The organism is Acinetobacter pragensis, assembly GCF_001605895.1.
Classification (GTDB): domain Bacteria; phylum Pseudomonadota; class Gammaproteobacteria; order Pseudomonadales; family Moraxellaceae; genus Acinetobacter; species Acinetobacter pragensis.
On sequence record NZ_LUAW01000023.1, the window covers coordinates 121335 to 141399 of the forward strand.

At 49.5% G+C, this 20065-nt stretch carries 12 protein-coding genes; 4 read left to right on the plus strand and 8 right to left on the minus strand.

All coding sequences use genetic code 11. The features are described 5' to 3' along the window. Positions 1-215: 215 nt before the first annotated feature. Positions 216-980 carry an osmolarity response regulator transcription factor OmpR gene (gene ompR / locus AZH43_RS10995; protein ID WP_067669597.1) on the minus strand — a complete coding sequence of 255 codons (765 nt, stop codon included), beginning with the start codon at positions 978-980 and terminating at the stop codon, positions 216-218. A 332-nt stretch (positions 981-1312) separates the two neighbouring features. On the opposite strand from ompR, the gene AZH43_RS11000 reads away from it, so the two are divergent. Beyond that, a complete protein-coding gene (locus tag AZH43_RS11000; protein WP_067669598.1) occupies positions 1313-3676 on the plus strand; it encodes a Tex family protein in 2364 nt (787 codons plus the stop codon). A 67-nt stretch (positions 3677-3743) separates the two neighbouring features. On the opposite strand, the gene AZH43_RS11005 is transcribed toward AZH43_RS11000, so the two are convergent. The 6 genes from AZH43_RS11005 to AZH43_RS11030 form a co-directional block, all read right to left on the minus strand. Continuing rightward, positions 3744-4061 (minus strand): hypothetical protein, encoded by a 318-nt coding sequence (locus tag AZH43_RS11005; RefSeq protein ID WP_067669605.1) that lies wholly within the window; start codon positions 4059-4061, stop codon positions 3744-3746. Between the two features lie 64 nt (positions 4062-4125). Next, on the minus strand, positions 4126-5208 hold the full coding sequence (locus AZH43_RS11010; protein WP_067669606.1) for a patatin-like phospholipase domain-containing protein: 1083 nt from the start codon (positions 5206-5208) through the stop codon (positions 4126-4128). Positions 5209-5480: 272 nt separating this feature from the next. Then, positions 5481-7100 (minus strand): ABC1 kinase family protein, encoded by a 1620-nt coding sequence (locus AZH43_RS11015; protein WP_067669607.1) that lies wholly within the window; start codon positions 7098-7100, stop codon positions 5481-5483. A 12-nt stretch (positions 7101-7112) separates the two neighbouring features. Further along, the gene (locus tag AZH43_RS11020; RefSeq protein WP_067669609.1) at positions 7113-7790 is read right to left on the minus strand and encodes a ubiquinone biosynthesis accessory factor UbiJ; all 678 of its coding nucleotides are present in this window, start codon (positions 7788-7790) and stop codon (positions 7113-7115) included. An 18-nt stretch (positions 7791-7808) separates the two neighbouring features. Next, positions 7809-8753, minus strand: a complete 945-nt coding sequence (gene ubiE / locus AZH43_RS11025) for a bifunctional demethylmenaquinone methyltransferase/2-methoxy-6-polyprenyl-1,4-benzoquinol methylase UbiE (protein ID WP_067669610.1) — start codon at positions 8751-8753, stop codon at positions 7809-7811. Positions 8754-8921: 168 nt separating this feature from the next. Next, complete coding sequence (locus AZH43_RS11030) at positions 8922-9626, minus strand: FFLEELY motif protein (protein ID WP_067669612.1); 705 nt, start codon at positions 9624-9626, stop codon at positions 8922-8924. Between the two features lie 210 nt (positions 9627-9836). Here AZH43_RS11030 and pap point away from each other — a divergent pair, with 210 nt between their 5' ends. Next, positions 9837-11255: a polyphosphate:AMP phosphotransferase gene (gene pap / locus AZH43_RS11035; protein WP_067669614.1), complete on the plus strand. Its 1419-nt coding sequence runs from the start codon at positions 9837-9839 to the stop codon at positions 11253-11255. Between the two features lie 111 nt (positions 11256-11366). On the opposite strand, the gene AZH43_RS11040 is transcribed toward pap, so the two are convergent. Further along, positions 11367-11885, minus strand: coding sequence for a hypothetical protein (locus AZH43_RS11040; protein ID WP_067669619.1), 519 nt, complete (start codon positions 11883-11885; stop codon positions 11367-11369). Positions 11886-12057: 172 nt separating this feature from the next. Between AZH43_RS11040 and AZH43_RS11045 the strand changes: the two genes are divergently transcribed. After that, positions 12058-15885, plus strand: coding sequence for an exodeoxyribonuclease V subunit gamma (locus AZH43_RS11045; RefSeq protein ID WP_067669621.1), 3828 nt, complete (start codon positions 12058-12060; stop codon positions 15883-15885). Further along, positions 15875-19996, plus strand: coding sequence for a UvrD-helicase domain-containing protein (locus AZH43_RS11050; RefSeq protein ID WP_067669623.1), 4122 nt, complete (start codon positions 15875-15877; stop codon positions 19994-19996). The genes AZH43_RS11045 and AZH43_RS11050 overlap by 11 nt, the downstream gene beginning before the upstream one ends. Positions 19997-20065: the final 69 nt, after the last annotated feature.

The window sequence follows — 20065 nt, forward strand, 5'->3', positions numbered from 1 at the left end:
AGTTTCTTATTCTTTGTGATGGAATCTTACTGCTTGAACGTTCATGGGAAAGAGTTCGTCATGTTGCTTTTTTAAAAAGTAACCCAAACTTTTGCCATTCGCTGAACTCGCGCAATTGTATTTATTAATTCAATTGCGCCTTGCTCAAACAGTAGCGAATGGCATGTCCAGGCATGAGATGATGTGAATCATCTCAAAATCCGTTTAGATGGTCATTACTCAGCGCCATCTGGAACAAACACATAACCGACGCCCCAAACGGTCTGAATGTAGCGTGCGCGGGCAGGGTTTTCTTCGACCAAGCGGCGCAGGCGTGACACCTGAACATCGATTGAGCGTTCCATAGCGCCCCATTCACGGCCGCGCGCTAAATTCATCAGCTTGTCACGGGTTAATGGCTCGCGGGGATGCTGTACCAAGGCTTTCAATACGGCAAATTCACCAGTAGTTAAAGTGACCACTTGGCCTTCGCGGGTCAGAGTGCGGGTCGACAAGTCCAATGACCAAGGGCCAAAGCTGACCACTTCCATCTGCTGGCTAGGCGCGCCCGGCACTTCACGGACCTGGCGGCGCAGCACTGCGCGGATGCGCGCTAACAGTTCATTCGGGTTGAAAGGCTTAGGCAAATAATCATCAGCGCCGGCTTCCAGTCCCGCAATGCGGTCTGAGTCACTGCCGCGGGCGGTCAGCATAATAATTGGCGTATCAATATTGGATTGGCGCAAGCGGCGGCAAATGCTTAAACCGTCTTCGACCGGCAGCATAAAATCAAGCACGATCAGCGAGAACAGCTCACGTTGCAAAAGACGGTCCATTTGAGTGGCATCGTGCGCAGTTTTAACGACAAAGCCTTTATCTTCCAGAAAGCGCTGTAAAAGGGTGCGTAAACGCACATCATCATCCACCACCAGAATGCGTTCTACGCGGTCAGTTTCAGTTTGTACGGCATCAGTCTTTTCGGCAGGTACCACTAAACTCATGATGTGCTCCTTATTCTTTATTGTCTTCGTAACAAAAGTTGGCATAACTTGAGTATACGACTCATTTGTATGTGTTGACTATGTTCTAAAGCAACAAATATTGCAGTTAAAATCAAGACATAGATACCAAATATATACAGGGTTTGGCGGATAATTTGCTTATATATTTTCTGCTAAATTCATGTTTCGTTAAAAATTTAAGCCAAAAATATGAAATTGCAGTGAATTGGCAATAAAAACCGTGCATAAATTAATAAAAACAATTGTGGATTTTATGGGCTTGGTCTTTATAATCATGCCATTTAGTACTTATCCTTGTGGGATCACATACGATGACTGACTTAGTTCAGCAGTTGGCAACAGAAATTGCCGTACGTCCAAATCAAGTTGAAGCTGCCATCAAGCTCATAGATGAAGGTGCCAGCGTTCCATTTATCGCGCGTTACCGTAAAGAAGTAACGCAAGGCTTAGACGATACGCAGTTACGCCAGCTCGACACACGCTTATCGTACCTGCGCGATTTATATGAACGCCGTGAAAAAGTCATTGAATCACTGAAAGAACAGAATAAATTATCAGATGATTTACTTGCGCGCGTAAATGGCGCAGAAACTAAGAATGCATTAGAAGAAATCTACGCGCCTTACCGTCCAAAACGCACTAGCAAATCATTCAAGGCAAAAGAGGCTGGATTAGGCCCGATTGCTGAAAAAATCTTTGCAGACGCGGTCGATCCAGCAAAAGCTTTGGCAGGTTTTAGCCATGAAGATTATCCGGATACTGAAAGCCAGCTGGATGCCATTCAGTACATTTTGATTGATGACTGGGCGCAGAATATTGCCTTAACCGCAGAGCTGAAAGATACATTTGCTAAAACAGCTGCGCTGAAAAGCACAGTGGCTTCTGATGAGAAAAAAGAAGTTGGCAAAAAGTTCCGCGACTACTTTGATTTTTCAGAAAATCTGAACAAAGTGCCGTCACACCGTTTGCTGGCGATGCTGCGCGGCCGTCAAGAGAATGTTTTAGGCTTGAAGGTTGAAGGTGAAGACACTGCGCCATTGGCACGTATTGAAACAGAATATGACTTGGATGCAGTGCAGCCGCAAAGCCGTCAGGACTATTTAAAGCAAACTGCAAAACTGTTTTGGCTAGGCAAAGTCCGCCCGCAAATCGAACATTCATTATTGACTGAAAAGCGTTTGGCCGCAGAAAGTGAAGCGATGAATGTATTTGCTGAAAACTTGCGCCACTTGCTGCTGTCTGCACCTGCAGGCGCGCGCTGCACATTGGGCGTAGACCCTGGCATTCGTACAGGCGTGAAGCTGGCTGTCGTGAACCAGTCGGGCGACGTGGTTGCGCACAGCACAATTTATCCGTTTGCGCCGAAAGAAGACAAAGCAGGCTCAATGGCAGAACTTGCGCGTCTATGCCGTGAATTCAATATTGATTTAATTGCGATTGGCAATGGCACCGCGAGCCGTGAAACGGAAGCTGTTGTTGCAGAAATGATGACTACCAATCCCGACCTGAAATTGACCCGCGTTTCTGTTTCTGAAGCAGGCGCATCGGTGTATTCAGCATCTGAATTGGCATCAAATGAACTGCCTGATCTGGATGTTTCAATCCGCGGCGCTGTGTCGATTGCGCGCCGTTTGCAGGATCCATTGGCGGAATTGGTGAAAATCGATCCGAAATCGATTGGTGTGGGCCAGTATCAGCATGATGTGAATCAAACCGGCTTGACGCAAACCCTTGAAGCTGTGGTTGAAGACTGTGTGAACTCTGTGGGTGTGGATGTCAACACGGCTTCTGCTGCGATTCTGGGCTACATTGCGGGTTTGAATAAATCCATCGCGCAGCAGATTGTCGATTTCCGTAAAGAAAACGGCCGCTTTGACAACCGTCAAGCGTTGAAAAATGTACCGCGCTTAGGCGAACGTACGTTTGAACAGGCTGCGGGCTTCCTGCGTATTCAGGACGGTTCAGAGCCATTGGATGCATCTGCAGTTCACCCTGAATCTTATGGTTTAGTGAATAAGATTGTTGAAGCGAAAGCAACCACAGTAAAAGATATTATCGGCAACAGCGAAATTATCCGCCAAGTGGATGCTGCTGTATTTGCAGATGATCAATTTGGTTTGCCGACGATTCAAGACGTTTTGTCTGAATTGGAAAAACCGGGCCGTGACCCGCGTCCAGAATTCCGCACAGCGAAGTTCCGTGAGGATATTACTCAAGTGTCACAGCTGACTGAAGGCTTGCAGCTGGAAGGCGTGATTACCAATGTAACCAACTTCGGCGCATTTGTGGATGTAGGCGTGCATCAGGATGGCTTAGTGCATATTTCTGAACTGGCCAATGAGTTTGTTTCTGATCCGCATAAAGTGGTGAAGCCGGGTCAAATTGTGCAAGTGCGTGTACTGACTGTGGATGCTGAGCGCAACCGCGTGAACTTGTCGATGCGTCCTGAAGGTTCTGAAGCGTCTGCAAAAGCGCCGCGTCAGCCGCGCCGTGAGCACAGCAATGAGCAGCGCGGTGAACGTAAACCTCAAGGTAAACGCCCTCAAAATGCGCGCCCTCAAGGTGATCGTCCGCAAAATAACCATAAGAAGCCGCAGGCTGCTAAACCGCAAGAAAATAAAATTGGCGGTTTAGGTGCATTGCTGCTTCAAGCAGGGATTAAAGGTTCAAAGTAATCTTTAACTGTTAAAAAAACCTCCCGATTGGGAGGTTTTTTTATTTCAACATCTAGGTCAGGAATCATTAAGAATGGATGATCGGCACAATCCAGCTGACCAAGATCAGCATGATGCCCAAATGGCCTAATTTACGGGTCACATACACCAGTTTAGTCGGCGGCTGTTCAAGCTGTTTTGCGTAATCTTCAAAACTGATGCCGTCCAGTTTTTTGCTGCTGAATAAAAAAGCGGCTAAATCAATACAGATTAAAATGGTGCCGGCATCTGCAACCACTTCCATTAAATCATAAGAAGGAGAGGTCAGTGCAATAGCAATTTGATAGCAAAGGAACAGCGCAAAAGCGACACAGGCAAACTGCAAGACAAGGAGAAAAATCCGCATAAGCATCTTAATAATTCAAAAGTGGCCTGATTATACAAGCCAATTGCGCCTGCTGCATTAATCCTTACAAAGGCTGTATAAACTGCGGAAAATTCTGCTTTTCCACCATCTCTAAAAACTCATCGCCCAGACGCTGGCTTTCCGCGACAGATTGCTTCCACATTTGAATCCGCTGTTTCGGATTCAGACCTTTGAGAACAAAGTCTTTACGGTCAGGCAAGCGTCCTAAGGGCAATGATTGCAGATAATCTGGAGAGGGAGAGATCAGCACCGTCCGTGCTTGGTTTTCCGGATTGGCCGTCCGTGATTTAAACATTTTATCAAACCAGCCGGGAATGATGCTGTCAGTGAAATGCGGGTATAAAACAATTCCTTGGCTTTCAAAGGGCAGATCAATATGGTAGTCGATTAAGCCGCCGTCACGGTACGCGCCTTGCGGGGCATCCACGATATTTTTAACAGCAGGCGTCACGCCGGGAATTGATCCGGAAGCCATCAGCCAATCGGCAACATTAGCCTGATTGAAATTTAAATAATGGGTTTTAAATGCATCCTGCTGCATTTTAAATTGCGGAAAATCTTTAGGCTGACAAATCACCCGCTGCATAAATTTATTCAGATGATTTCGAGACAATGCATTGCTGCCGATAATTCCTAAAAGCGAGCTGTAAAGGGCTAAGCGCTGGTCGCTTTGGAACAGATGCTCGGCTTTTGCGGCAATAATGGTGAGATGGTAATCGGGATGTTCAACCAATTTCTGTGTTTGATTGCCCAAAATGCCTGAGAGCATCTCTCTGGAAATTTTTTCAATTTCCGCAATCTTCATTTTTTTATGAAAAGGCAAATTGATGTATAAATTGGCTAATTGCTCAGGCCCTGTTTTTTCACCTTGCGCGACAATACCTGCAAAACGCCAAGCGCCTACAGATGAACCGATTAGGAAGCGTCTTTGTCGGGATTGAGGGAGAAACTCTCCAAAAATGGCTGAATCCAGACCAGTGAGTCCAATGCCTTTAGGGCCGCCTGCAGCGCCTGGAATAATATCGACTTGGCTGGCCTGCAAACCTTCTTGCGCAATCAGCTGCTGTGCGGCGGCGCCTGCGCGAATGGTCAGGGCCGGAGGCCGATTTTGCAGAATGTAGGTCATAGCATTGCCTGAAATATACAGATGTGCATTTATTTTAGGTAAATAGCGCTATGACCCAATGGCGAGAAATGCCCAATCATGACTTTGCAGTCATTTCGGTGCAGGCCGAATGGTGTTGAACTGCAGATGGCGGTTCTGATTCTTGCTTTTACGGCCTAAGGCTGTATTGCAGGTATGAAGTTTTAGATTGCTTTTGCATTGTTTTTAATTTTAAGCGCCGGGCAGGTTCTGTAGTAAAAACCTGCTCAATATATTTAAATCAGACGGTGGCCTTATTTAAAGACACGCCAGACCGCCAGCAGGCTGGACAGTACAATCAGCACAATAGACACATACCAAGGCGCAATAATGGCAACGGACAGTAAAATCGCCATAATGCTGCCGAAAATCCAGCTGCGTTTCTGCTGGTGTTCCATCTGCAGGCGCATGCTTTGCAGTTCATTCAGCTGTTTTGCATGCCACGCAGACTGGTTTTTCAAACCATTCAGGCTGTCAATCAGCAAGGTTGGAAAGTCCTGCGCGCCGAGCAGTAAATCAGGGATTTTTTGTCCTAACTCTTTCAGGTTTTTCTGCGGATTCATTTGCGCTTTAATCCAATCGGTCAGGATTGGTTTCGCAAGGCTCCAAATGTCCAGTTCAGGATACAGGTCTGTGCCGAGGCCTTCGACATGCACCAAGGTTTTCAGCAGCAGCATCAGCTGCGGCGGAATTTCCAAATGGAAACGGCGGGCAATGTCCATGACTTCAATTAAGATGCCGGCAAAGTCCAGCTCATGCATGGGTTTAGAGACCATAGGCCCAACGGTGCGGCGCATTTCACGCGCCAGCGCATCTTGGTCGGTGCCGGGCGGAATCCAGCCGGCCTGATGCACGATTTGAATCAGCTGCATAAAGTCGCTGTTCATGACAGACAGCAGCATGCGCGCGACCGTCATCTGATCATGTTTGGACAGCTCGCCCATAATCGCGCAGTCCAGCGCAATAAAGCGCGGGTTGGCCGGATTGATGGTTTCAACAAAGACGTTGCCGGGATGCATGTCAGCATGGAAAAAGTTGTCGCGGAAAACTTGGGTAAAGAAAATGGTTAAACCTTTTTCAGCCAAGTCCTTGCGGTTCATGCCTAATTTTTCAAAAGTCGCAATGTCTGAAATCGGCACACCTGTGATGCGTTCTTCCACCATCACATCTTTGCTGTCCATATAGACTTCAGGCACATACATCATGCGGGAGCCGGTAAAATAATGGCGCATGCGGCGGGTGTTGTCGGCTTCCAGCGTCAAATCCAATTCTTTCAGAATAATTTGACGGTAGTCCTGAATAATTTCAGACAGGTGCAGCGCGCGGGCAGCTTCCAAACGCTTTTCTAAGAAATTGCCCAGCCATTCTAAAATTTCAAAATCCTGCAAAATCTGATTGCGGATGTCCGGACGGGTGACTTTCACCACCACTTCACGGCCATCGTGCAGGGCTGCTGTATGCACTTGGGCAATTGAGGCCGCGGCCAGCGGCTGCTCATCAAAGCGGGCAAATAAAGTATTGATATCTGCTTTTAATGACTCTTGAATGCGCATTTTGGCGACGTCATTGCCAAACGGTTTTACACGGTCCTGCAGCAGCACCAATTGCTGCAATATTTCTGGCGGAATAAGGTCGCGGCGGGTAGACAGCAGCTGCCCCAGCTTAATCGCCAGCGGCCCCATGTCTTCCAGTGCCTGCTTTAATTTCAGCGGATTTTTACGTTCACGGCTGGACCATGCAGCCGGATGCATGCGGATAAAGCTCAGCACGTGGCGCGCTTTTTCAGGCAGCTCTTCCGCAGGGAACAACGTGTCGAGTCTATAGTGCGCGGCAATGCGCCAAAGGTCGAGTAAACGTGTAAGGTGCGGAATCATATGAGCAAATACCTAGTTTTGAGTTGTATCGTGTAAAGCGTCTATTTTAGCTTGAAGCTGGCGGATTTTGGCTTCTGCACGATCTAAATTTTGATTAAGCAGGCGGGTGTCCTGATTTAAATCATCCATTTTCCAGCGCGGCGCCAGCAGTCCCGCATCTTCTTTCAGCGCATCTTCGGCAAAAAATAAGTGGCTTTGCAGACTGCGTTTGAGATGTTTCGGCGCCCGCTGGATTTTGCCAATTTCATGCGCCAATGCCGGGCCAATCCACGGGGATAAATGCGCAGCTAAATCAGGTTCAGCCTGCGCAATAATGCGCTGTATATCCTGCAGCAGGTGATAATCGCCTTGTACTGGAATATTGCCGATATCGTCCGACAGCAGCAGTTTCAGCAGTTCAACCGTATTTTTGACGTGCAGGGTTGCTGTGGCTTGCGCCGCGGAAGCGGCAGCTTGGTCAAAAGGGCGCTGTTCAAAGATTGAGGCTTTTTCACTCTGGCCTGTAACGGTGGGTTCTAGGCGGACTTTGGCGTCATCAAAGAACATATCGACAGACATTTGAGGCGAGTCAATCACAACCCGCAGCATTTTGCCTTGAAGCTGATTGAGCTGAATACGGGTGATGGCATCCAAATCAATCACATGATGAATTAATCGTTCAGCTGCACCCAGTGCAAGAATCGACCACATAAAATTGACCTTAATTGCTTAGAGTTTAAAGCCGCGGTGCACGGCAACGATCCCGCCAGTTAAGTTGTGGTAGTCACAATTTTGGAAGCCGGCATTTTCCATCATGCCTTTCAGGGTGCGCTGGTCCGGATGCATGCGGATCGACTCGGCCAAGTATTTATAGCTTTCCGAGTCATTGGCAATAATTTTGCCCATAATCGGCAACGCTGTAAATGAATACATGTCGTAGAGCTTGGAGAACGGTTCAAACACAGGTTTTGAAAACTCTAAAATGAGCAGGCGGCCGCCCGGTTTCAGGACGCGGTACATGGCTGCAAGCGCTGCATCTTTGTCTGTAACATTGCGCAGGCCAAAACTGATGGTTAATAAGTCAAAGCTGTTGTCTGCAAAAGGTTCTAATGTTTCTGCATTGGCTAAAACAAAGTCCACATTGGTGCAGCCGGCGTCAATTAGGCGGTCACGGCCCACATTCAGCATAGATTCATTAATGTCGGAAAGCACCACATGGCCGGTCGGGCCAACTTCGCGGCTGAACACTTTGGCTAAGTCGCCAGTACCGCCGGCAATATCCAGCACATGCTGGCCGCGGCGCACGCCTGACATATTAATTGCAAAGCGTTTCCAGAGGCGGTGAATGCCGAAAGACATCAGGTCATTCATGATGTCGTATTTGCTGGCCACTGAATGAAAAACTTCAGCGACTTTTTGCGCCTTATCTTCACTGCTGACCGTTTGATAGCCGAAGTGGGTGGTCGCGCCGACATTGCCGGTATTCGCGCCGCGCGGCAAATTGTATTTGGGTACCGAACCTGTCACAGGCGTATCGGTCAAGCGCTGTTCTAAAGACTGCTGCTGACCTTGCGGTGCGCCTTGCGGAAGCGGTTCAGTTAAGAAAGGACTCGCTGTGTCTTTGTTTTGAGCTGGCTCTGCAACAGAGGCCGGCGTTTGATTTTCATTAGACATAGAGTCGCTCCTAACGGAAAAATAGGGTGGATACTGCATTGCATGCATGATGACAGATTCTTTGAAGTTATACAGCAATCAGCAGGCAATTGTTATGAATAATATACAGAAATCTTTTAGATTTGCATGGATTTAAAGCCGGATTGCGTTCTGGGCCACAGTCAGCGCTTAGGCGAATGGCAATGGATCGCCTGCATGCACTTTGGCAATAATTTGACGCTCGACGGCAGTAAAATCTTTGACGAACTTCTCGGCAGACTTCAGCGGCTTCATGGCTAAAAAGCCATCCTGCATAAATTCATACATGACATTGAAATTATATTTGGCGGCGGCGCCCTTGCACATTTTAAAGGCCGCATGGACCATAAACGAACGCATGTATTTGTCTAGGCTTTTGCCCAGCTGATCCAGCAAATCCAGCTGCTTCATGCGGTCTGGGCCTTGATCCAGCTTGATGTATGTGAGGCGCATCATCTCATCTGTCAGTTTTTCATGTGGATGATAATCCTGCAGCAATTGCATCGCCACTTGCTCATCCAGCTGCACAGCTAAAATAGCCAGCGCGACGCCGGATGTTCCTGTTTTTATGGCATTGTCGGGAATCAGCTTTTCCGCCTTATGCGCATATTTGGCCAAACGCGCAATCTGCTGCGCCAAAGCATCAAAATCCGGCCCGCCATACAGCCGGTTGAGAAAGTATTCGGCCATCAGCACACTGTGCTTTTCTGCAAAAGGCTGAGCATGCGTGCGCTGCATGCGCTGTTTTTGCCATGCTTGAACATCTTGCAGGCGCTGAAAAATTTCTGGATTTTTATGGTAATTCAGCTGGTAATACAGATCTAAAAGATCATCTAAAACTGCAAGCTTGGACATTGGGGTGTCTCAATATGTTCAGGGTTCTGCAAATCTTAGCTGCACTTGATGCCGCCTGCTATGACAAAATGACAAAAAGTTGCAATTCACATGGTCAGTCTGCAGTTTTTTTGCGCGGAAAATGCTGCATAAATATATGAATTGGCAATTCAGCGGAGGTACAGGCTTGGTTATACTGAAAGTCAATAACAGAACAATATAGAGAAGAATATGGCGGCGCAGGACAATGGAATTCAGCTGATGAATCCGGAACAGCTTTCTGTAGAGCTGATCGAGGCGCAGTATGCGCTGAAAGATACCAAAGGCAAAAGCAACGCCAAGAGCGTGCTGATTTTGGTCAGCGGCATTGAGCTGGCGGGTAAAGGCGAAGCGGTGAAACAGCTGCGCGAGTGGGTCGATCCGCGTTATTTGCGGGTGAAAGCGGATGCGCCGCAAACCTTCAATCATAAGCAGACTTTTTGGCAGCCCTATGCGCGCTTTATGCCTGCAGAAGGGCAAATCATGGTGATGTTCGGCAATTGGTACAGCGATTTGCTGACCACGTCCATGCATGTGTCCAAGCCGATTGATGAAACCATGTTTGATGATTATGTCGAGCGCATGCGCGCATACGAGCAGGATCTGAAAAACAACAATGTGGATGTGATTAAAGTCTGGTTTGATCTGTCGTGGAAATCGCTGCAGAAACGCTTGGATGATATGGACCCCGGCGAAGTGCGCTGGCATAAGCTGCATGGCTTGGATTGGCGCAGCAAAAAACAGTACGACAGCCTGCAGAAACTGCGCCAGCGCTTTACCGATGATTGGGAAATTATTGACTGTGAAAATGAAGCGGAGCGTGACCAGCAGTTTGCGCAATATATTCTGCAGACTTTAAAGCATTGTCCGGAACATCAGAGCAAAGCAAAAGGGCGCTGGAAGCAGGCCAAAGTGCCGGACAGCCTGCTGACGCCTGCAGAAGCGCCATTAGAAAAAGAGGCGGATAAAGATGAGCTGAAGCAGCTGAGCAAAAAGGTTGCGGAAGCGCTGCGCTTTGATTCACGCAATGTGGTGCTGGCTTTTGAAGGCATGGATGCCGCCGGTAAAGGCGGCGCCATTAAGCGGATTGTGAAAAAACTGGATCCTCGTGAATATGAAATTTATACAATTTCTGCACCTGAAAACTATGAGCTGAGCCGCCCTTATTTATGGCGCTTTTGGAATAAGATTCAGCCTGAAGAAAAAATCACGATTTTTGACCGCACGTGGTATGGCCGGGTGCTGGTTGAGCGGATTGAAGGCTTTGCCAGCGAAAGGCAATGGCAGCGGGCATATGAAGAAATCAACCGTTTTGAAAAAGACTTATACGGCAGCCAGACCATTGTGGTGAAGTTTTGGCTGGCCATCAGCAAAGATGAACAGGAAGCCCGCTTTAAGGCGCGGGAAGAAACGCCGCACAAGCGTTTTAAAATTACGCAGGAAGACTGGCGCAACCGCGAGCGCTGGGAGGACTACTTGGATTCGACAGCGGATATGCTGGAACGCACAGACACCGCCTATGCGCCGTGGCATGTAATTTCCACCAATGATAAAAATACTGCACGGCTGGAAGTGCTGCGCGCCATTTTAAAACAGCTCAAGGCGGATTAAACGGCCTTGCTTTGCGGTGGACAAGTGCTGCGGAGAGTGAAGAATGGCTTAATTTGGAATTAAGCCATTCTGACTTGCTGATTCAGCCTCATGCATGAGCACTGTTTTAAGCTAAGGCTGCTGCGCTGCTACTGTTTTCGCCGACTGCTTTTGCTGAATGCTTTTGGCCAGTTTGTAGGTTTCATCAATATGGGCATCAGCCACTTTTTTCATCACAAAGTAGCCTAAGCTGGCTGCGATGGCTTGACCGCCTAAAGGAATAAACTTGGTGACTTGCTTGGTAATGTATTTGGCCGCCGCGTTGTTGATGGATTTTTTAATTGCGGTGCGGGCCACAACCAGACCGGAAAATTCGACACCGCGTTTGCGCAGTTCATTCCAGTGAATCTGCTTGGTTGCTGGGTCGTAAACACTGATCTGTTCAGGCGATAAGCCAAAGCGGGCATTAATTTCTGGAATCAGCTGGGATAAAATACCGACATCGATGACGACATCAAAAAATGGCACAGGCACCACAGCTGCGCCCGCAGAGAAATAGGCACGCTTTTTGGCCAGTTCCAGACATTCTTCACGGATGGCTTCTAGATTTAGGTTCGGGTCAATAGAATCTGGAATATTGTCTATTTTCATCTGCAAACACCTTCAGTTTTGTGCTGATTTTTTTCAGAAAGGATCATTAAGATACTTGTTTCAAAGTATTTTTTGAATAGAGTTTGACTGTCAAATTCGCATAGACAGCTGCAGAAGTATAGTCAATAATCTTTATGGTTTTGTAGTTAGAGCGGAAGGAAATAACCCAAAGATGGCCATTCATGTGATTCAAAGTCAGCGCATTGATGTATTGCTGCAAGAAATGCTGCGCGCTGGACATCAGCCATCTGCAAATCCTTTCGAGGCGCTGAAAACACAGCATTTTATTGTGCCGTCGCCAGCCGTGCAGGCTTGGCTGACGGTCAAGCTGTCGGAACATCAGGGCATCAGCGCCAACTGCCTATTTCATCAGCGCATCCGCGCCTTTCAATGGTTTGCCTATCAGGCGGTGTTGAACAATAAAGAAAAAGTCCGTAAAGCCAATATTCCGCGCATGATTATTAAATGGCGCACTTATCAGGTGTTAAAGCCGTATATTGAAACTGCACACAATCCATTGGCGCTGGATCATCCGCTGTACAGTATTGTGCAGCGCATTTATGACAGCGCTTCCAGATTAAGCAACAGCACGGAACAGCAGCTGAAAAAGCAGGGCATGCTGTATTGGGTTTCTGAGCAGGTCTCGCGTTTATTCAGCAACTATATGGAATACCGCGGCCACTGCTTTAAGCAGCATGGGACGGGGCAAGCCTGCGACTGCAGCAGCAATTGGCTGAAAGACTGGGGCAAGAACCAGCCTTTGGATTTAGATCAGCAGTTTTTCAGCGCGCAAACCGCTTTTCCTGGACTGGATTCGAAAGAACAGCTGGCGCAGCGGCGTGAGGTGTCGGACTTTGCCAAAGATCAGGCCGAAAAGCTGGAACAGTGGCAGCGCTGGCTGTGGCACGGTGAATTCCATGCCGATTTTGCACTCATGCAAAGCATTGATCAGGATTTCTGGGAGATCATGGATCATCCTGAAACACGCCAAAGCGCATTAACTCATCTGCCGAAGCAGGTGACGCTGTTTACGGTGCTGGATTTGCCGCCCAGCCAGCTGGCGTTCTTGCGCCGCTTGGGCCAGTACATTGATGTGCTGATTCTGCACTTCAACCCGTCACAGGAATATTGGGCGGATACTGTCGATGCCAATTGGAAGAAACAGTACGATGTCAAACTGAAACAGCGTTTCAAGGATAAGCATCCGCAGGCCAGCGATCCGGAAATTGAGGCTTTTTTCGAGAAATATACGCTGGAATATGGCCAGCTGAAAGAATCCCGCCATCCGCTGTTGACCCGCTTCGGCAAGCAGGCGCGGGATCATTTTTCCTTGCTGGTGAATTTGGCGGCGGGAGAAAACGGTGAAGAGTGGGAAGATCAGTTTCCTTTGGATTATCAGTCGAATTTGCTGGGCAAAGTGCAATATGACATTTTGAATTTGGCCGAACCTGAAGCAGACAGCTTTGCCTTAAATGAACGGGATGACTCAATCCGCCTGCATGTCTGTCATTCTTCCCTGCGCCAGCTGGAGGTTTTGAAAGATCAGCTCACCTATTGGCTGTCACAGGCCAGTGCAGATCAGCCGCGTTCACCGAATGATATTTTAGTGCTCAGCCCGGATCTGAAAAATTTGGAACCGCTGATCCGCAGTGTTTTTGCACCGCCGCCGCGTGATTTGTTTTTGGATGATCAGGCCGAGGCGGTACGCAAGGACAGTGTCTATCTGCCGGTCAAAATTGCAGGCGTCACCCCTCTGGATGTGCAAAATGCCTGGCAGGCGGTTCTGGGGCCGATTCAGCTGCCGCAAGGGCGTTTTACCTTAGAAGATTTTGCTGACTGGCTGAATTTAAGCGCTGTGCAGACCCGCTATGGCATGAATGCAGAGCAGACGGCGCGCATGATTGAGCTGCTGAGTGAAGCCAAATTCAAGCGCGGGCTGGATGAGGCGCATTTACGCCGTACATTGGCGCCGAATGATACAGACTGCCGCTACAGTTTTAAATTTGCCTTAGACCGGCTGATGCTGGGGGTGGCGGTGCCTGAACATGCGCTGTGGCAAGACACTTTGAGTTTTGCTTTTGTGCGCCGTGATGACTTTGAACTGATCAATATTCTGATTGAAATCTATCAGGACTTTGCCGAGCGCCGGCATTGGATGGTCGAGCATGAAATGGGCCAGCTGCGCAATGTCGAGGAATGGCTGCACTTGCTTTTGCGCGATTTGGAACGCTACCAAAAGCAGGGCGTGACCGTCTTGAAGCCGATTCGGGAGGTCATCCGCAAGCAGATTACCATGCTGACGCTGTCTTATTATCAAGATGAAGATGCGCTGTCTGAAGAGCAGGCGCATTTGCTCAAAGATATGCAGCTGCCATTGCCGTATGTGCTGCAGGAAATTCAAGGCGCTCTGGACAGCCAGATGGATCAAGCTGTGCCTTCAGGACAGATTACATTCAGCCAAATTGGGCAAATCCGCCCTGTGCCGTACAGGCTGGTGGTGATGCTGAATTTAGACAGCGGGCAATTTCCGAGCCGACAGTCGCATTTGCCTTTTGATTTAATGGATATTCTGAAGCCGCATTTGGGTGACCGTTCACGTCTGGAAGATGATCAAGGCGCATTTTTAGATGCTTTATTGCTGGCGCAGGAGAATTTGTGGCTGTTCTATAACGGTTTTGATCTGAATGACGGTGAAATCCGTGAACCTTCCAGTGTGGTGCAGGAGCTGATCCGGCATTTGGCGCTGATTGTTGAAGGCAGCAGCGGCAATCCGAATTTGCCCGCGCTGGCGAAAATTGACGGTGATGTGGACGTGCCAGCAAATCTGCAGTCCTTATACAGTGTGCACGAATTGCAGCCCTTTGAATTGCAGGGCTTTGATGCAGAACGTTCCAGCCGGAAAATCCGCTATCAGGACCACTGGTATTATGTAGCGCAGCAGCTGCAGCAGGCTAACGGCGCGCGGAAGCCATGGGCGGCTCAAGCGCTTGCGCCGCAGGCGGCTGAGGAAATCTTGCTGGACAGCGCGCAGTGGATCAAGCAAGTGGCGTTCCCTGCCGAACTGTATTTAAAAACTTTGGGCATCAGCAATCTGAAATATGCAGAGGGTTTGGCGACGGATGAACCGCTGCTGCTGGATGGCTTGGAACAGTATGCAGTGCGGCACTTTATGCAGGATCAGTCTCTCCAGCAGGCGCCGAATGCAGCGGCTCAGCCGGAGCTGCTGCAGGATCAGCTGCCTGTCGGCAAATTCAAAGATGCTGCGTGGGCAGTCAGCCAGCTGCAGCATGAACAGCTGTGGGAGCGGGTAAGCGAGGTGATGCATCCGGATCCGCCCGAACTGACTGCAGTGACCCAGCGCCAGCTGAAAATTGATGATCAGACCTTGATGCAAATTACCGTACCTGAAACGCCTGTACAGCAGTGGGTGAGCATGACGGCATCCAGCGCCCGCGGCCGGCGCCGTGCGCAAATCTGGCTGGAATATCTGCTATGGCTGGCTTCTTTGCCGGCGGATGCTCCGCTGCTGAACTATCAGCGTGTTGAAGTCTGCAATGATGTGACCATCTGCTGTGCAGGCATCTCGCCCGAAGATGCGCGCATGCATTTGGCGCGCTGGATGCAGGCGTGGCGCTATGGTCAGCAGCAGCCGCTGGTGCTGCCAGCCGCGCTCATGCTGGCAACGGATAAAAACAGCGCTTTGATTGTGCAGGAAGGCAAGAAAGGTGAAGAGCTGGACGTGAAATGGCAGGAAAATGAACAGGGTCAGCAGGTGCTGCAGCAGTTCGATAAGTTAGCTGCGAAATGGACCGATCCCGGCGACTATGCGGCGTTTGATGTCCGGCAGGATGAAGCCAATCAGGCGCATGCGGACTGGGCCTTTATTTTGCGGGATCAGAATAGCCTGCAGCTGCTGACGCAATGCTGTGAACAGTTTGCCTATGCGCTGTATCAGCCGATTTACAGCCATCAAACTGCGGAGAAAGCGCATGCAGATTAAGGAAATTGAAAATCCGATCGGCAGCATGAATTTTCATGGACTGCATTGGATTGAAGCCTCTGCGGGTACCGGAAAAACCTTTACCTTGTCCAGCCTGATGGTGCGCATTCTGCTGGAAAAATATCTGCCGCGCCAAGTGATTGCGACAACCTTTACCCGCAAGGCGGCGGCTGAATTGAAGAGCCGCATTCGCCAGCGCCTGTATGGCATTTTACAGTTGTTGGAAAGCTTGCGCAGTGAATTGCCTGTCAATATTGAAGCCCGCGCCAAACTGGAAAAAGACGAATTGGTGCAGGTGGTGCTGGAGCGCAATGCCAATCAAATTGGCTATGCCTGCGAGCGCCTGCAGCTGGTGCTGGATCAGCTGGATGAGCTGTTTGTCGGCACACTGGACAGCTTTAGCCAGACTTTACTGCGTGAATTCGCCTTTGAAAGCGGCAAAATTGAGCGTGCAGACATTACCAATGATGACCCGCTGTATGTGCAGCAGCTGGTGCACGATATCTTGCGTGAATGGGTGCAGACTCAGCCGCAGGCCGCAGTGACGTGCCTGCTGCAGCGCAAGCAGCTGAAATCTGTTGCGGGCTATGCTGAATTGATGGAAAAAAGCCTGAATTTCAGCTCTGCAAAACTCAATCCTGTCGCTGCGCCGGAATTTTCTTTGGCGGCTGTGCAGCAGGCGCTGGATCATTTAGCCCAGCAATCTTTGGACGATTTGTCCGCCTTTGAAAATTTCACGCCAGAGGGGCAGTACGCCAAGCTGCTGAATCAGCCTTGGTCCAAATTTTCAATTGTTGAGGCCCTGAGGGCATTGCCAGCAGCGCTGGAAAAAATACAGCAGCAGGGTGCGCTGGTTCTTGTAAATGGGCACGCGCCCGAAGCGTTTACCCAGCTGCAGAAATTTTTAAAAAAGCCCGAACCGCGCAGCGCCAACGGCAAAAAGAAAATTGACGATGCCGAAGTGCAGGCGCTGCATCAGCATCCTGTATTCATGGCTGTACAGGCGGTATCGCAGGCTATGCAGCAGGTCTTAGCAGATTTGGATGGCTTGGATATTTACCTGAAATATCATATTGCCACAGAAGTGAAAAACCGCCTGCCGCAAGTGCTGCAAAGCAAAGGCGAAACGACTTTTTCCCAGCAGATCCGGACGTTGTCAGAAGCGCTGCAAGGCGAGCAGGGCAATCAGTTCGCCGCATTTGTGCATGCGCGCTATCCGCTGATTTTGGTTGATGAGTTTCAGGATACAAATCTTGATCAGGATACCATGCTGGCGGAAATCTGGCGGCATCCTTCACGGATCAAGCAGGGCTGCATGATTATGGTCGGTGACCGCAAGCAGGCGATTTACGGCTTCCGCGGCGGCGACATGCTGACTTTTTTAAAAGCGCGCGACGATGTTTACCGCAAGCAAGGCAGTTTTTATCAGCTCAAGAAAAACTTCCGCTCGATTGCGCCTTTGGTGGACGCGGTGGATGCCCTGTTTCAGCAGCAGATGGATTTCGGCGAAGATGTACGGTATGTGCCGATCACCGCAGGCGCCGTGCATGATGATTTGCATGATCAGGAAAATATCAACCCAGCACCGCTGCGCTGGCTGCAGCTGGAGAGCCCCGATCAGGAAGCCGAGCAGGTGGCATGGAAAATTCAGCATCTGCTGCAGCAGTCTGTGCAAGAACAGCTGTATTTGACTGAACCGAATGCCGCCAGCGGCGCCGAAAAACAGCCGCTAAGCGATAATGATATTGCCGTGCTGGCCACCAGCCACAGTTCTTTAAATGCCGTGCAGCAGGCGCTGCTGTCTTTAGGCATCCGCGTGAACCGGTCTGCCAAACGCAGTGTGTTCAGCAGCGCCATTGCGCAGGATGTAGGCGCAGTGCTGGCTGCGGTGCTGTCGCCGTATCAGGAGTCTAAAGTCAAGCGCGCTTTGCTGGGGCGCCTGCTGGGCATGAAGCTGAGCGATTTATGGCAGACAGATTCGCAAAGTTTAGACCTAAGCCATTATATTGCGCAATTTGATCATATCCGTGAACTGTGGCTGAATCAGGGATTTCTGCCGGCCTGGCACTACTGCCTGAATTATTTCAAAATTTGGGAGCGCATTGTCGCGCTGCACAGCCGTGAGAATGAGCGCGATGTGGTTAATTTGCGCCATCTGACAGAGATACTGAGTGATCAAAGCGAGCAGCTGCAAGGGGCGCAGCATCTATTCCATTGGTATTTAAAACAGCTGCAGTCACCTAAAGGCTATGAGTGGGAGCTGGAAAGGCCTTTGACCAATGCCGAAGGCGTCAAGCTGATGACCATTCACCAGTCTAAAGGGCTGGAATTTAAAATCGTCTTTTTACTGAACGCAGACGGCAGCCCCAAAGTGGACAATTCGCTGATTTTTTCTTATGAAAGTGTTGCGCAAGCGGGGGCGGGGTCTGCTGAAAAGCGCCGAGTGATTGATATTGGCGGAACATCTGATGAACTTAAAAAACAGCAGCATGATGAACGCCGCTATGCCGAGCAGCACCGCTTGTGGTACGTGGCTTTAACCCGCGCCAGCCACCGTATTTACGCCGTGTTGCGTACGCAGGATCACAAATCGCTGTACAGCTTGCCATTTTGGGCAGGACAGGGCGAATTCAGTTTCCAGCATCCGCACTGCGCCGTCGAGGCGCTGATTGCGCAATGTCCTGCAGTTTTCGACAGTTCAAAACAGGAATCCCGTACGCTGCAGGCTTTGCCGCTGCCGCAGGCGCGTTTTTATCCGCGGACCAATACCAGCTTTACCGGGCTGTCGCAGCATTTGGCTTACCGTCAGCAGCCGCAGGACCAGCTGGCGGTTCAGATGGTTTTGGAAGACAGCGCCGACGATGAAACCGATCAAAGTATTGATGCCGAACTGCCCGCGAAAGAGATTGCTTGGATCAAGCAGCATTTTCCCAAAGGCACCGTCGCAGGAACTTTTCTGCACAGCATTTATGAGCAAATTGATTTTCAAGATTCTGCCGGCTGGAAATTGGAAGTGCTGCGCCGCTTTAAAAATGACGGCCCGCAGCTGCTGATTGAGCTGCGCCTGAAAATGCAGGAAAGCTTTGCAGTCTGGAAAACTTTTGCGCAGGCATGGAAGTCGAGCTACATCAGTGTCACGCAGCCGCTTTATCAGCAGGCGCTGCAGCAGTTTGGCCGCAAAATTACTGCGCATGAACAGCATAAGCTGGTGCGCGGCTTGTATATGGAATACAACCATCTGCTGATGCAGCGCATGGTCTTGAATGATGCGGTCAGCGCGCAGTGGGCCGCGGTATTTCAAAGTTCCGAGCATTATCATCCGGAACGGCTGCTGGCCCTGCTGCGCGAATTGGCGGCAGATTTTCCTTTGGCGGATATGCAGGACGCGCTGGCGCATTTTCAGCAAGGAGTTGCCGGTTTAAAAGCGCAGCCGTCCGCCGCGTCTGTGCAGGATGAAAAATCCATAGAGGCTTATACTGATATGGGCTTTGGCGCTTTGGTCGAAAGCATGCAGAATGAAATTCTGTATGTGCTGATGACAGAATGGATGCTTGAAGTGGTGCAGACACCGCTGCATGCGGGTTTTACGTTAAGCCAATTGCCGGCCAGCAGTCATTTACCGGAGTTTCCCTTCCATTTGGCGCTGGCTGACCAGCCCGTGCAGATCCGTAAAATTCAGCGCCTGTTTAAAGAACAGGGCATTCAAATTGAAGCTTTAAATGAAGCGAATTCTGCCCGCTATTTGGTTGGCGCCGTGGATTTGGTTTATTTTGATGGCGAGCGCTATCACATTGCTGATTATAAAAGTAACTTTTTGGGCAAGACCGAACAGCACTATGCCTTGAATGAAGTGCGCAGCAGCATGAACCAGTCGAGTTACTGGCTGCAGGCTTCATTGTATTTGGCCGCGCTGCACCGCTATCTCAGCGTTAATTTGCAAGGCTATGATATCCGTCAGCATCTTGGCGGCGCCAGCTATTTATATTTAAGGGGGATGTGCGCCCAGCCGGATTATGGTATTTGCCATTGGCAGCCGAGTGCGGATTTTATACTGCAGCTGGATGAAATTTTAGGCTGCCTGCATGCGGATAAATTCAGTGAAAGCGCATGAAATATTCAAAAAAAGACAAATAAACAAGCAATTACCCTGTGGATATATTTGAGGATAACCGTGTGGAAA